The sequence below is a fragment of the Micromonospora hortensis genome, assembly GCF_022230935.1.
Lineage (GTDB): Bacteria > Actinomycetota > Actinomycetes > Mycobacteriales > Micromonosporaceae > Micromonospora > Micromonospora hortensis.
The window spans coordinates 31,860-45,343 of record NZ_JAKKFE010000008.1; the positions used below are offsets into that span (position 1 = coordinate 31,860).

Consider the following 13,484-nt stretch of genomic DNA (forward strand, 5'->3'; position numbering starts at 1 on the left):
GCGGCTCAGCCGGTGGGCTGGTCGTTGCGGATCATCAGGGCGCTGCGCAGGCCGGTGATGTCCAAGACGCGGATCAGGAAGTCGCCCACGTGCGTCAGCATCAGCAGGCTCTGCGCGTGACTGGCCTTGCGGCTGAGCACGACCAGGGTGCCCAGGCCCTGCGAGTCGCAGAAGGTGACGCCGCCGAGGTCGAGCACGATCTTCGGCGGGGGGTCGGCCAGCACCTCGTTGACGACGGTGGAGAGCTGGGCCGCCGTGAGCATGTCGATCTCACCGGCCAGGCGCAAGACTGCTTCGTCGCCCGTCCGGTGTAGCGTGATGGACAGTTCGGCACGATCCACCCGGTCAGCCTAGCGCGATCCGACCGACCTGGCCTGTCGAGGCCGCGAGCCGTTGCCGTCCAGGCCATGAAGCCCCCCCGTGTCGGCGCTGCCGACCGGCGCGAGTCACAGGTGAGCCGGGTAACCCCACCACGGGGTGGCTGCTGGTTGACCGTCCGGCGCTGTCACAATGGCGGCATCGTGACCGACATCTTTCCCGCCGGATCCGGCCGCTACCCAGCCGACGCGCCGGCCTCCGAGGCCCTGTTCGACCGCGCCCGCGCCATCGTGCCGGGCGGGGTGAACTCCCCTGTGCGCGCCTTCCAGGCGGTCGGCGGCACCCCGCGTTTCATGGTCCGTGGTGAGGGGCCGTGGCTGTACGACGCCGACGGTCGCCGCTACGTCGACCTGGTCTGCTCCTGGGGTCCGCTGATCCTCGGGCACGCCCACCCGGAGGTGGTGGAGGCCGTGCAGGCCGCCGCCGCCCGGGGCACCAGCTTCGGCACGCCCACACCGGGTGAGGTGGAGTTGGCCGCCGAACTCGTCGACCGGACCCCGATGGAGCAGGTCCGGCTGGTCAACTCCGGCACCGAGGCGACAATGTCGGCGATCCGGCTGGCCCGCGGCTTCACCGGCCGCTCGAAGATCGTCAAGTTCGCCGGCTGCTACCACGGCCACGTCGACGCGCTGCTCGCCGCCGCCGGCTCCGGCGTGGCCACCCTGGGCCTGCCGGACTCGCCCGGCGTGACCGGCGCGGCGGCCAGCGAGACGATAGTGCTCCCGTACAACGACATCCGGGCCGTCGAGGAGGCGTTCGCCGCCGAGGGCCAGCACATCGCCGCGGTGATCACCGAGGCCGCCGCCGGCAACATGGGCGTGGTGGCCCCCCGCGACGGCTTCAACCAGCAGCTCGCCCGGATCGCGCACGCACACGGCGCCCTGCTCGTGGTGGACGAGGTGATGACCGGGTTCCGGGTCTCCCGCGCCGGGTGGCACGGCCTCGACGCCTCCGACGCCGACCTGTGGACGTACGGCAAGGTCATGGGTGGTGGCCTGCCCGCCGCGGCGTTCGGCGGGCGCGCGGACATCATGGCGCGACTCGCGCCGGCCGGCCCGGTCTACCAGGCCGGCACCCTCTCCGGTAACCCGCTCGCCTGCGCCGCCGGCCTGGCGACCCTGCGGCTCGCCGACGACGCGCTGTACCAGCGCCTCGACGAGACGGCCGCCGTCGTGGGCAAGCTGGCGTCCGACGCGTTGGCCGCCGCCGGGGTCCCGCACCGACTGTCGTACGCGGGCAGCATGTTCTCGGTCTTCTTCACCGACGCCGACGTGGTCGACTACGACAGCGCGCGCACCCAGCAGGTGCCGGCGTTCAAGGCGTTCTTCCACGCGATGCTCGCCGCAGGCGTCTACCTGCCGCCGAGCGCTTTCGAGTCGTGGTTCGTGTCGGCGGCGCTCGACGACGCCGCTCTGGAGCACATCGCCGACGCGCTGCCGACGGCGGCGAACGCGGCGGCAGCGGCCGGTCACGGGGGTTGAGCGTGAGCGCGAGGAGTGAGCCGGGTTTGCGAGCCCCGCAGTCGCGAACAGAGGGAGCGCAGCCTTGAGCAAGACGGTGGTCCACGTGCTTCGGCACGGCGAGGTGTACAACCCCGACCAGATCCTCTACGGCCGGCTGCCCGGTTTCCGCCTTTCCGAGCTGGGTGTGCAGATGGCCAAGGCCGCCGCGCAGGGCCTGGCCGAGCGGGAGATCGTGCACGTGGTGGCCAGTCCGCTGGAGCGCGCCCAGCAGACCGCCGAGCCGATCGCCGCCCAGTTCGGGCTGCCGGTCGGGGTGGACGAGCGGCTGATCGAGAGCGCCAACTGGTTCGAGGGCAAGAAGGTCTCCCCGGGTGACGGGTCGTTCCGTGACCCGCGCAACTGGTGGGTGCTGCGCGACCCGGTGACCCCGTCCTGGGGTGAGGCGTACCGGGTGATCGCCGAGCGGATGTTCGCCGCCGTGCAGGCCGCCCAGGTCGCCGCCGAGGGGCGCGAGGCGGTGCTGGTGTCGCACCAGCTCCCGATCTGGACGTTGCGGCGTTACGTCGAGCGCAAGCGGCTCTGGCACGACCCGCGCAAGCGGCAGTGCGGGCTGGCGAGCCTCACCTCGTTCCACTTCGACGACGCGAAGGTGGTGGGCATCGGCTACAGCGAGCCGGCCGCGCACCTGATCGCTCTCTCCGCGACCGCCCGGACGGCCAAGGGGGCCTGATGAACGCCCGGAGGTGGACCGCCGGTCTGCTCGCCACCGTCGCCGCCGTGGCGCTGGTCGGCTGCACGTCGTCGAAGGCGCAGGAGAAGACCTGCACGACCACCACCGACGGGATCTTCGAGTGCGCACCGGACCAGCGCTCCGCACCCCCGAAGCTCGCCGGTGAGCTGCTGCTCGGCGGCAGCTACGACGTCAGCGAGGCACGCGGTCAGGTAGTGGTGGTCAACTTCTGGGGTTCCTGGTGCGCGCCGTGCCGCGCCGAGGCGGACGACCTGGAAGCCGTCTATCAGGCCACAAAGGGTTCCGGGGTGAACTTCCTCGGCATCAACGTCCAGGATTCGCGGGACAAAGCCAAGGCGTTCGAGAAGGGCCGGGTCACCTACCCGAGCCTGTTCGACCCGTCCAGCAAGACGGCACTCGCGCTGGACATCCCGCCGAACAGCGTGCCGGCGACTGTGGTGCTCGACCGTGACGGTCGGATCGCCGCGGTGATCCGGGCCGCCGTCAAGCAGGAGGGCCTGCAACCGATCGTCGAACGGGTCGCCGCCGAGAAGCCGGCGTCGAACTGATGGGTGAGACCTTCGAGCAACTGGCCCTCAGCGGGCCGCTGCTGCTCGCCATCGGCGCGGCGGCGCTCGCCGGCCTGGTCAGCTTCCTCTCCCCGTGCGTGCTTCCGCTTGTCCCGGGTTATCTGTCGTACGTGACCGGTCTGGCCGGCGCCGACCTGGAGGGCCGGCGGCCGGAGGCCGACCCCGCGCCGGCCAGCGGGGGTGTCGCGGTCAAGGAACGGGTCGCGCGGGCGGGCGCGGTCAAGGGTCGGGTGCTCGCCGGGACGCTGCTGTTCATCGGCGGCTTCACTGTCGTCTTCGTGGCCACCGCGATCCTCTTCGCCAGCATCGGTCGGGTGTTCTTCGACTACGAGCGCGAATTGCAGATCGGCGTCGGCGTGCTGATCATCGTGGCGGGGTTGAGCTACCTCGGGATGATCCCGGCCCTGCAACGGGAGTTCCGGATCTCCCGGTTGCCGTCGGCCGGGCTGCTCGGCGCACCGGTCTTCGGGGCGGTCTTCGCGCTCAGTTGGGTGCCCTGCACCGGCCCCACGCTCGGCGCGGTGATGGGCATGGCCACCGCCAGCGGCCAGAGCGACCGAGCCGTGGTGCTCGCCGTGGCGTACTGCCTCGGGTTGGGGATACCGTTCATCGTCTTCGGGCTGGGCTTCGAACGCCTGCTCGGGGTCTTCCGCGCCGTCCGGCGCAACAGCCGCTGGGTCACCCGGGTCGGCGGCGCCCTGCTCATCCTGATCGGTCTGGCCCTGGTCACCGGCGGATGGCAGAGCTTCGTGATCTGGCTGCAGACCACCGTCGGGGTGGGCGAGGTGAGCATCTGATGACGGTCGTCGACGACCGACCGGAGACCGCGGCGCCCGCGCCACGCCGCCGGCCGAACCGGCTGCTGGCCCTGCTGCGCAACTCGTGGCGGCAGCTCACCAGCATGCGTACGGCGTTGATCCTGCTCTTCCTGCTCGCGATCGCCGCCATTCCCGGCTCGGTGCTGCCGCAGCGCGGGATCAGCCCGGAGAAGGTCAACGAGTACTTCGTCGACCACCCGGACTGGGCTCCCCGACTGGACCGGATCGGCGCGTTCGAGGTCTTCGGGTCGGTCTGGTTCTCCGCGATCTACCTGCTGCTGTTCACCTCCCTGATCGGCTGCATCACGCCCCGGCTGCGCGACCACGTCCGCACACTGCGGTCGCGTCCGCCGGCCGCGCCGAAGCGGATGGCCCGGCTGCCGCAGCACACTGTGCTGCCCGCCCCGCCCGGTGGGGCGGCGGCGATCGCCGAGGCGCTGCGGAAGCGCCGCTGGCGCGTCGAGGTGCGCGGCGACGAGGTCTCCGCCGAGAAGGGCTACCTCAAGGAGACCGGCAACCTGCTGTTCCACACCTCGCTGATCGCGGTGCTGGTCGGGGTCGCGCTCGGCTCCTGGTACGGCTGGAGCGGCAACCGGCTGCTGGTGGCCGGCGCGGACAACGCGTTCTGCAACACCCGCCAGCAGTACGCCGAGGCGAAGCTCGGCCCCCAGGTGGACAGCGCCGACCTGCCCGGTTTCTGCCTGCGGCTGGACGACTTCGAGGCCCGGTTCCTGGCGTCCGGCCAGCCGGAGTTCTTCAACGCCACGGTCACCGTCGACGGCCCGGACGAGCCGACCCGCAGTGCCGACTTCTCGGTGAACTCGCCGCTGCGACTGAACGACGCGAGCGTCTACCTGCTCGGCCACGGGTACGCGCCGGTGATCCGCTACACCGACCGGTTCGGCAACAGCCAGATCAGTGACGAGCCGTTCCTGACCACCGGCGACATGGGCCTCACCAGTGAGGGGCTGGCGGCCTTCCCGGACGCGAACGTCGACCCGGCGACCGGCCAGCGCGCACCGGATCAGCAGATGGCGTTCACCGGCATCTACCTGCCCACAGCGCCCGAGCAGGCGCCGTTCGTCCGCTCGCAGTACCCGACCGAGCGCAACCCGGCGCTGAACCTGGTCGCCTACCGGGGCAACCTCGGCCTGGACGCCGGCATCCCCGGCTCGGTCTACCAACTCGACCAGCGGCAGGTGCGGGCCGGCAAGGTCAAGGAGGTCGGCACCAAACTGCTCCGCAAGGGTGAGACCTGGAAGCTGGACGACGGCACGACAGTCGAGTTCCTGGGCACCGAGCGGTACGTCACCCTCTCCGTCCGGCACGATCCCGGCTCGACGATGCTGCTGGTCAGCTGCGGCGTCCTGCTGGTCGGTCTGATGGGTTCGCTGTTCGGGAAGCGCCGCCGGGTGTTCTTCCGGGTGGTGCCGGCCGACCCCGGGGAAGGATCTCCGACGAGCGGTAGTAGCTTGATGGAGGTCGGTGGGTTGCCGCGTACCGACTATCCAGGGTTCGCCGACGAGTTCACCCAGCTGGTCGCCGCCGTCAGCGGTGCCGAACGGGCTGGTGCTGGCGCTGACTCCGCTGACCGGGCCGGCGTGCGAGAAGGAGCCGAGTGATGTCCGCACTCTCCGACAATCTGGTGTCATTCGCGATCCTGGCGTACCTGATCGCGATGATCGGCCACGCCGTCGAGTACGCGCTGGGCAACGTGCGTACCCGGGTCGCCACGGCGGCGCCGGTGCGCGAGCTGGTCGGTGCCGGCGGCGGTGTCGTCCCGACGCCCCCCGCGCCGGTCCCTTCGTCACCCACTGTCGACCGCTCCGCCGGGCGGGCCCGGCTGGCGGGCCTGATCGGGGTGGGCGCCACTGCGGTCGCCGCCGCGCTGCACCTCGCGGCGCTGGTCACCCGTGGGCTCGCCGCGGACCGGATGCCCTGGGGCAACATGTACGAGTTCGTGCTCACCGTGACGTTCATCGGGGTGGCCGCCTGGTTGGTGGTGCTCTGGAAGCGACAGTCGCTGCGCAAGCTCGGGCTCTTCCTCACCCTGGTGATGGTGCTGCTGGTCGCCACCGCCGAGCTGGTGCTGTACGTGCCGATCGTGCCGCTGGTCCCGGCGCTGAACTCGTACTGGTTCATCATCCACGTCTCGACGATCGTCTTCGCGTCCGGCATCTTCCTGCTTGGCGTGGTGCCGGCGGTCGGCTTCCTGATGCGCAACGGGTACGAGCAGGGCAAGCGGAGCTTCCCGTACACCCTGGCCAAGCGACTGCCCGGCGCTGCCGGCCTGGAGCGGCTGACCTTCGCGCTGCACGCCTTCGCGTTCCCGATCTTCACCTTCGCGGTGATCGCCGGTGCCATCTGGGCCGAGGCGGCCTGGGGCCGTCCGTGGGGCTGGGACCCGAAGGAGACCTGGGCGTTCATCTCCTGGGTGGTGTACGCCGGCTACCTGCACGCCCGCGCGACGCCCAGCGTGAAACGCAACGTGGCCACCTGGATCGCGGTGCTCGGCTTCCTCACCATGCTGATGAACCTGTTCGGCGTGAACATCTTCTTCACCGGCCTGCACTCGTACGGCGGGCTGGACTGAACCACGGCTGACAGAACGTAGAACTACACTTCTTAGAAGCGTAGTTCTACGTTCTGTGGGGATGTGGCAGTGAAGCTCTCCAAACCAGCGGAAATCTTCGACCGTGACGTCGAATGGGCGGAGCTGGTCCGGTTCGCCGCGGACGACCGGCCCGGCGCGACGCTTGGCGTGGTCAGCGGCCGTCGCCGGCAGGGCAAGACTCTGCTGTTGTACGAGTTGGCCCGCGCTACCGACGGTTTCTACTTCGGGGCGACCGAGGCGACCCCGGCAGAATCGCTGCGTCGACTCGGGGAGGCTCTCGGCCGGCACACCGACGCGCCTGGTCCGCTTCGCCTGGAAGACTGGTCGAGTGCGGTCGACGCGCTGCTCGCACTGGGCCAGCGCCGCCCGGTCACCGTGGTGATCGACGAGTTCCCCTACCTCGCCCGATCCAGTCGGGATCTCCCGTCGATCATTCAGCACGCCCTCACGCCGGGCCGGGTCGAGCGCACCGAATCTCGTACGCGCCTGCTGCTGTGCGGTTCGGCACTGTCGTTCATGGGTGGTCTGCTTGCCGGTTCGGCCCCGCTGCGCGGACGGGCGGGGCTGGAACTGCCCGTGCCACCGTTGGACTATCGGGCCGCCGCGACGTTCTGGGGGATCGTTGATCCTGCCCTCGCTGCCCGCGTGTTCGCCATCGTCGGGGGCACGCCGGCCTACCGACGGGAATACGTCCAGGACGATGTGCCCGACGGGCCGGACGATTTCGACGACTGGGTCGTGCGCGCCGTGCTGAATCCGGCCCGCCCGTTGTTCCGCGAGGCTCGCTATCTGCTCGCCGAGGATCCCGACCTGCGGGACACCGCGCTCTACCATTCCGTGCTGTCCGCGGTCGCCGAAGGCAACGGCACCCGAGGGGGGATCGCCGGGTACATCGGACGGAAGGCCACCGACCTCCAGCACCCGCTCACCGTCCTTGAGGACGCCGGTCTCCTCATTCGCGAGCCCGATCCGCTCCGTAGCGGGCGTAGCCGTTACCGCATCGCCGAACCCCTGATCACCTTCTATCAGGCGGTCATGCGGCCCTCCTGGACGGCCTTGGAGCAGCGGCGTGGCGCGGACGTCTGGAGGCGTTCCAATCGCCGGTACTCAAGCGGGGTGCTGGGGCCAGCGTTCGAGGAGATCGTCCGGCAGTGGGCCCTGCGCTTCGCCGCGCCGGAGACATTCGGCGGTGTCGTCGCGGAGGCCAGCGCGGCCGTCCTCACCGATCCCTCCACCCGCACCAGCCTGGAACTCGACCTGGTGGCGTTCGGTGAGCCGCCGTTCGGCGACGGCCCTCGGCCGCTGCTCGCCATCGGAGAGGTCAAGTGGGGTCGCACGCTGGGTCTGCCCGAGTTGGATCGGCTGAGCCGGGCACGTGACCTACTCGCCGCGCGGCCCGGCCTGGACGTGCGGGACGCCCGGTTGTTGCTCGCGAGCGCGGCGGGGTTCACCGACGAGCTTCGGCACGCGGCCGGTCAGCGTCCCGATGTCGTTCTCGTCGATCCGTCGCGGCTTTATTCGGGCGACTGAGGGGGTTACGGCGGCGCTGATCCGGGAGCAACTCGGGCGGTCGCGGCGCGCGGCCGGACTGACCCTGGCGACGCGGTGCGGGCCGGTCACTGAATCGTCAGTGACCGGCCCGCATCGTTTTACGTGCCTCGGTCAGCTCACGGTGACCGGGGCGATGTCGTTGCTCGGGTTGTCGTCCACCCGGGGGTAGCGCTGGGACGGCTGGACCTTGCCGGGGACCCCGGTGTGGCTGTCGATCCGCAGGTCGAACCCGACCGTGTGCGTCTTGCCGGCAGGGAAGACCGACCCCGACCCGTTGCAGTACCAGGTTGCCGGGACGGTCTCGGGCTCTTCCTCGTCACCGCTGAGCCAGCAACCCGGCGGCGTGGCCAGCACGGTGACCCCGGTGGGTGGGGTGAACTGGAAAGCCCCGACACCATCGCCGGAGAGGGTGCCATCCGGCACGCCCGGACCCTTGTTGCGCAGACCCACTGTGACCCGCACGGTGTCCCCGACGGCTCCGGTGACGGCCGCGCCCCTGGCGACGATGTCGAAGGCGCCATGCACGCCGCGCAGGTAGGTCTGGCCGTCGGCTCGGGTCGCCTCGACCGGGATCACGTCGAGCGCCGCGCCCACCGGCCGTAGCCGCAGTGCCTGGTCGGCGTCGCGGCGCTTGAGCTTCACGCCGGTCGGGAGCGGCCCGGCACTGGCCAGCGGCTGTACGGCCTGGGTGATCCGCTTGCTGCCGAGCGTCGCCGGGCCGACAGTGGTGTCGAGCCCACCCCGCAGTTCGTGGCGTTGGCCGGGCGTGAACGTGCCCCGCACGGTGCAGACCACCACTGTGGCGAGCGACTGGTTGGTGCCGTACCGGCAGTTGCGGTAGCTGGGCGGGACCAGGCCCACCGGGAAGCCGAGCGTGAGTCGCAGGTCCACCGCCGGCTGGTCACCGGCGTTGACCACGGACACCGGTACGGCGAGGTTGTCGCCCACCTCGATGCCGGTCAGGTGCTCGTCGACGGTGTCGAGCAGGTCGGGCCCGGACCGCACCGTGACAGTCGCCTGCTGGGTGTACGCCTCGGTCTGCTCGCCGAGCGCCGTGTAGTCGAGGGTGCCGGTCGCGCCGTCGACAGCGCCGGGCGCGGGCCGGAACACCACCGGGACGGTGCCGGTGAGCGTGCCGAACTCGTCGATGGCCGTCGGCGGCATCGGGCAGGTCACCGAGGTGCCCTGGGTGACGCAGTAGTCGGGGAAGCCGGCGGTGGCCACGCCGACCAGGCCGGTCAGGTCGATGGTCACCCGGGGCTGGCTGGCGCCGGTGCTGTTCAGGGTCAGTGGCACCGTCCGGCCGGGAGCGCCGGGGCCGCCGACAGTGACGTCACCCAGCCAGCCGTCGACCCAGCCGGGGTCGTCCTGGGCCGCGGCCGGGCCAGCCGCCACGGCGGCCCCTGCGGTGCCCACGACCAGCGCGGTCAGGCCGCGCAAGAGCCTGCCACGCGCAACGTGCACAGATCTCATGGATCTCCTTGGTGAGGGATGAGCCGGTCGGAAGAAGCCAGGTTCGCAGCACCCCGACCCGATCGGCATCCATGATCTTAGAGATCACCTGTGACGGTTTTCGATCGACTGTGTCGGTCGTTGATCCACTCGACTTCCAGGCGGCCGAGCCGGGCGGTCAGGCGGGGTCGCAGCTCGGGTTACCGCGATATGCGCGTCACGGCATGACACAGTGTCAGGCGCTCGCTACCGTGCGGCAGATGGGTCGTACGACCCGACAATCGCGGCGGAAGGTGGGGTGCGGTGACCACAGTGGTGTCCACGGCGGCGCTTATCCGGGAGCAGCTCCGGCGGTCCCGGCTCGCGGCCGGGCTGACCCAGGAGGAGTACGGCAAACGGGCGCACTACTCGCCGTCCATGGTGTCGGCCGTCGAGCTGGGTCAGACGGCACCCAACGAGGCGTACCTGATCCGGGCCGACGAGGTGCTCGACACCGGCGGCCTGCTGGTCTCGCTGCGCGAGCTGGGCCGGCGCGACGGCGAGCCGGTCTGGTTCCGCCCCTGGCTGGAGGTCGAACGGGTCGCCACCCAACTGCGGTGCTTCGGCGCGACGATGATTCCCGGGCTGTTGCAGACCGCCGACTACGCCCGGGCGGTGTTCCGGCTCGACCTCGGGCTCACCGCCGACCGGGTGGAGGAGTTGGTGGCGGCCCGGCTGGAGCGGCAGACGATCCTCGACCGGGAGCACCCGCCGCAGCTCACCGCCGTGATCGACGAAGCCGCGTTGCAGCGCTTCGCGGAGGGCTGCGCCGGGGTGCTGGCCGAGCAGTTGCGGCACCTGGTGGCGTGCGCCCGCCGGCCGCACATCAGGGTGCACGTGCTGCCGCAGGGTGTGGGCCTGCACGCCGGCCTCTTCGGGCCGTTCATCCTGGGCCGCACCGCCGACGGCAGTTGGCTCGGCTTCCTCGACAACCAGACCGGTGGCACCGCCGTGGACGACATCTTCGAGGTGGCGACCCTGCTCGGAAGGTGGGAGAGTCTGCGCAGTGACGCGCTGCCCCGGCAGCAGTCGATCGACCTGCTCGAGGAGATCGTGAAGCCATGGATCTGACCGGAGCCCGCTGGCACAAGTCCACCCGCAGTGGCAACGACGCCGGCGCGTGCGTCGAGGTCGCCGACAACCTGCCGGGCCGGGTGCACGTCCGCGATTCCAAGGACCGCGACGGCGACCTGCTGACCTTCACCCCGGCCGCGTGGCGGGCCTTCGTCGAGCTGGCCCGCACTCACTGACCGTCCACTCAGCCGGCTGGCCGCGGGCGCTCCCGCACCCGACCTGGGCACCCCGCACTGTGGCCCGGAGGTTTCGCCCGCGCCCACGATCAGCCGCCGAACCAGCCGGGCACGTCGAGTCGGAACCAGTTGGCCGAGGCCATCGTCCCGAGGTCGTCTTCCATCGCGGTGACCCGTTCCGGGCCGAGCGTCTCGGTCCACTGTGCCCGCAGCCGGTCGAAGATCTCGGCTGAGCGGCGCAGCCCGTCCGCGCCGCGCGGGGTCACCCGGACCAGCCGCCGTCGGGCGTCGGAGGGGTCGTCGACCCGCTCCAGGTAGCCGACGGCCACCAACCGGTCGACGGTCTTGCCGGCGGCCTGCTTGGAGATGCCCAGCCGCTGGCCCAGCTCGGTGGCTGTGGTGCCGTCCGCGCCGACGGCCTGGAGCACGAACCCGTGCAGCGGTCGCAGCTCCGGATGCCCCTCCCGGGCCAGCTCGGCGTGCAGGTCGTCGATCAGTGTCCGGAAGCCGGCCAGCAGCAGCAGCGGCAGCGCGAAGCCGGGACGCACGGGATCAGCGGTTGCCATGTTCGACAACCACGTTTACTATTTCGTCAACCATGTTGACTATCTTACCGTCCGACGAACCAGGCTCCGGAAAGCAGGTAACCGTGTCCGTCTTCACCGCCCACACCGCTGAGACCGCACCCGCCGCCGCCCGTCGGTCCATCGAGGGAGTACGCGGCCGGTTCGGCTGGCTGCCCACCCCGGTGGCCCTGATGGCCGACTCGCCTCAGTTGCTCAGCGGCTTCCTCACCGCCAGCACAGGCTTCGAGCAGACCGACCTCGCCCCGCTGGACCGGGAGGTGGTCATCCTGACGGTCTCCACCAGTCACGAATGCCATTTCTGCGTCGCTCTGCACACCGGCAAGCTCACCGGGCTGGGCGCGACCCCCGAGCTGATCACCGCCCTGCGTGCCGGGTCGGTGCTGCCCGATCCGCGCCTGGAGGCGCTGCGCCGATTCACGCTGGCCGTGCTCGACCACCGGGGCGCAGTGCCCGACGACGAGATGGACGACTTCCTGGCCGCCGGCTACCAGCCCCGGCACGCGCTGGACGTGGTGCTCGGCGTCGGCGCGTACACCATGTCCACCTTCGCCAACCGGCTCACCCGGGCACCGCTCGACCCGCCACTGGCCGCCCACGCCTGGACGCCCGCAGCCTGACCGAGGACACCTGCGGCCCTGCTCGGGCCGCCCCGGGGGCGTGTCCATCCAGAGCGACTGCCGCCCCGGCGAACTCGGGCCGAACGCGACCAGGCACGCTGCTGATAGGCATCAGCGTTGCACCCTACAAACGCATACGAAAAGGGGAGGCGGCCGATGAATGGCCGACCTCCCCTTTTCGTCAACAGGCGCTCAGGATCTGGGGGATCCGAAAGGGCTTAGGCCAGCCCGAGAATGCGAGCGATCAGCTGGACGATCTCGTAGACGGTGTAGCCGGCGTTCGACCACTTGAGGATCTGGGTCTTGTTCGCCCACACCCACTTCGCGAACCGTGTGCCGTACTTGGCGCCGGCCTTGATGATCTTCGCTGCCAGAGTCAACCAGCCCATCTGAACCCTCCAATAATCGTGGCGTTTCGAACAGGTGAAGCAGAGGAACACCCTGCAGAAACGACCCGCTGTAATTCCGCCCCGGTTGGGCGAGGAAAAACTAACACCCACATTCGGAGACAGCGACGAACGACGAAGTTTCCGTACGGCAGTTGCCTAGGTTATGGCCGCCGTGGTATTTAGGTCCGCTCATCGTCCCGGCAACGTGGCGGAAGTTAACCTAAGGCCCTTAACGGGCACTGCTTGGCATGGGCCGACGTCACTGAATGGCAACTTTCAGACATTGAGTCAGCAATCGGCGTGCCGATGGATCACCATGGGCTGCGGGGCAGCCGTAAGCGACAGTCGTCGGCCAATGGCAAGGGCCCTGGCGGGGTTCAACCTTTGATACCTTGTGCCTGGCCGGCCCCAAGCGCTGCACAAGCCATGGGGTCGGCTTGATCCAGAGTGGGGGATGAGGTGCTGGCTCAACTCCCAGCCGCAAGATCGCGCTCAGCGCAGCTTTGCTGATGATCAACCCAGCTGGACGCATCGACGCCGACTGGCAGTAGGCCGCACGTCATTGGGGGAAGCGCTGGCAGTGAACCGCACGTCACATGGGGGAGCACATGAATACCGAAATGCTGAGAACATTCGTTACCGCCGCCTCGTCTGGCAGCGTCTCGGAGGCCGCGAAGAAGCTCAGATATGGCAAATCGACTGTCCTCTATCACATTCGTGAGGTGGAGAAGGTCTGCCGAGTTGAGCTGTTCGAACGTGAGGTCCGGGGTCTCAACCTCACTCGTAACGGCCACGTGGCCCTGCGGATATCGCAGGAGCTGCTACGGATCGCCGCTGAGCTGAAGTCGCTACCACCGGCCAATGCTGAGACGCGGCAGAATAAGCGCTTCGACGACGGTGATGATAACGTTTTGAAGAAAAGAAATGCCTCGTGAGCCGAAGTCAACACATAACAACCGGCCGGGCGGCAGCGGATCCGCCGTCCCTTGTCCTGCCCGATTCGGGC

The 13,484-nt window shown here is 69.8% G+C and carries 15 protein-coding genes; 11 read left to right on the forward strand and 4 right to left on the reverse strand.

The window, feature by feature from the left end:
• Positions 1 to 5: 5 nt before the first annotated feature.
• Positions 6 to 341 (reverse strand): STAS domain-containing protein, encoded by a 336-nt coding sequence (locus NIE111_RS04795; protein ID WP_088951070.1) that lies wholly within the window; start codon positions 339 to 341, stop codon positions 6 to 8.
• A gap of 180 nt (positions 342 to 521) precedes the next feature.
• On the opposite strand from NIE111_RS04795, the gene hemL reads away from it, so the two are divergent.
• The 7 genes from hemL to NIE111_RS04830 all read left to right on the forward strand — a co-directional run bounded on the left by hemL (position 522) and on the right by NIE111_RS04830 (position 8,123).
• Positions 522 to 1,859: a glutamate-1-semialdehyde 2,1-aminomutase gene (hemL, locus tag NIE111_RS04800; protein WP_238683221.1), complete on the forward strand. Its 1,338-nt coding sequence runs from the start codon at positions 522 to 524 to the stop codon at positions 1,857 to 1,859.
• A 64-nt stretch (positions 1,860 to 1,923) separates the two neighbouring features.
• Positions 1,924 to 2,571 (forward strand): histidine phosphatase family protein, encoded by a 648-nt coding sequence (locus NIE111_RS04805; RefSeq protein ID WP_238683222.1) that lies wholly within the window; start codon positions 1,924 to 1,926, stop codon positions 2,569 to 2,571.
• The gene (locus NIE111_RS04810; protein ID WP_238683223.1) at positions 2,571 to 3,140 is read left to right on the forward strand and encodes a TlpA family protein disulfide reductase; all 570 of its coding nucleotides are present in this window, start codon (positions 2,571 to 2,573) and stop codon (positions 3,138 to 3,140) included. Before NIE111_RS04805 ends, NIE111_RS04810 begins: the two co-directional genes overlap by 1 nt.
• Entirely contained in the window at positions 3,140 to 3,958 is an 819-nt protein-coding gene (locus NIE111_RS04815; protein WP_238683224.1) for a cytochrome c biogenesis CcdA family protein, read from the forward strand. The genes NIE111_RS04810 and NIE111_RS04815 overlap by 1 nt, the downstream gene beginning before the upstream one ends.
• Entirely contained in the window at positions 3,958 to 5,601 is a 1,644-nt protein-coding gene (resB, locus tag NIE111_RS04820; RefSeq protein WP_238683225.1) for a cytochrome c biogenesis protein ResB, read from the forward strand. The genes NIE111_RS04815 and resB overlap by 1 nt, the downstream gene beginning before the upstream one ends.
• Positions 5,601 to 6,572 carry a c-type cytochrome biogenesis protein CcsB gene (ccsB, locus tag NIE111_RS04825; RefSeq protein WP_238683226.1) on the forward strand — a complete coding sequence of 324 codons (972 nt, stop codon included), beginning with the start codon at positions 5,601 to 5,603 and terminating at the stop codon, positions 6,570 to 6,572. The genes resB and ccsB overlap by 1 nt, the downstream gene beginning before the upstream one ends.
• 69 nt (positions 6,573 to 6,641) lie before the next feature.
• The gene (locus NIE111_RS04830) at positions 6,642 to 8,123 is read left to right on the forward strand and encodes an AAA family ATPase (RefSeq protein ID WP_238683227.1); all 1,482 of its coding nucleotides are present in this window, start codon (positions 6,642 to 6,644) and stop codon (positions 8,121 to 8,123) included.
• A gap of 132 nt (positions 8,124 to 8,255) precedes the next feature.
• Here the strand turns inward: NIE111_RS04830 and NIE111_RS04835 are convergent, their stop codons facing one another.
• Positions 8,256 to 9,617, reverse strand: coding sequence for a COG1361 family protein (locus NIE111_RS04835; RefSeq protein ID WP_238683228.1), 1,362 nt, complete (start codon positions 9,615 to 9,617; stop codon positions 8,256 to 8,258).
• Positions 9,618 to 9,899: 282 nt separating this feature from the next.
• Between NIE111_RS04835 and NIE111_RS04840 the strand changes: the two genes are divergently transcribed.
• Together NIE111_RS04840 and NIE111_RS04845 are read left to right on the forward strand one after the other, a co-directional pair.
• Entirely contained in the window at positions 9,900 to 10,706 is an 807-nt protein-coding gene (locus NIE111_RS04840; protein ID WP_238683229.1) for a helix-turn-helix domain-containing protein, read from the forward strand.
• Positions 10,697 to 10,885: a DUF397 domain-containing protein gene (locus NIE111_RS04845; RefSeq protein ID WP_238683230.1), complete on the forward strand. Its 189-nt coding sequence runs from the start codon at positions 10,697 to 10,699 to the stop codon at positions 10,883 to 10,885. The genes NIE111_RS04840 and NIE111_RS04845 overlap by 10 nt, the downstream gene beginning before the upstream one ends.
• Positions 10,886 to 10,974: 89 nt before the next feature.
• Here NIE111_RS04845 and NIE111_RS04850 read toward each other — a convergent pair whose 3' ends face one another.
• On the reverse strand, positions 10,975 to 11,451 hold the full coding sequence (locus NIE111_RS04850) for a MarR family winged helix-turn-helix transcriptional regulator (protein WP_238683231.1): 477 nt from the start codon (positions 11,449 to 11,451) through the stop codon (positions 10,975 to 10,977).
• 83 nt (positions 11,452 to 11,534) lie between these two features.
• Between NIE111_RS04850 and NIE111_RS04855 the strand changes: the two genes are divergently transcribed.
• Positions 11,535 to 12,089 carry a carboxymuconolactone decarboxylase family protein gene (locus NIE111_RS04855; RefSeq protein WP_238683232.1) on the forward strand — a complete coding sequence of 185 codons (555 nt, stop codon included), beginning with the start codon at positions 11,535 to 11,537 and terminating at the stop codon, positions 12,087 to 12,089.
• 218 nt (positions 12,090 to 12,307) lie between these two features.
• On the opposite strand, the gene NIE111_RS04860 is transcribed toward NIE111_RS04855, so the two are convergent.
• Positions 12,308 to 12,478 carry an aureocin A53 family class IId bacteriocin gene (locus tag NIE111_RS04860; RefSeq protein WP_238683233.1) on the reverse strand — a complete coding sequence of 57 codons (171 nt, stop codon included), beginning with the start codon at positions 12,476 to 12,478 and terminating at the stop codon, positions 12,308 to 12,310.
• Positions 12,479 to 13,086: 608 nt separating this feature from the next.
• On the opposite strand from NIE111_RS04860, the gene NIE111_RS04865 reads away from it, so the two are divergent.
• On the forward strand, positions 13,087 to 13,413 hold the full coding sequence (locus NIE111_RS04865; protein ID WP_238683234.1) for a LysR family transcriptional regulator: 327 nt from the start codon (positions 13,087 to 13,089) through the stop codon (positions 13,411 to 13,413).
• Positions 13,414 to 13,484: the final 71 nt, after the last annotated feature.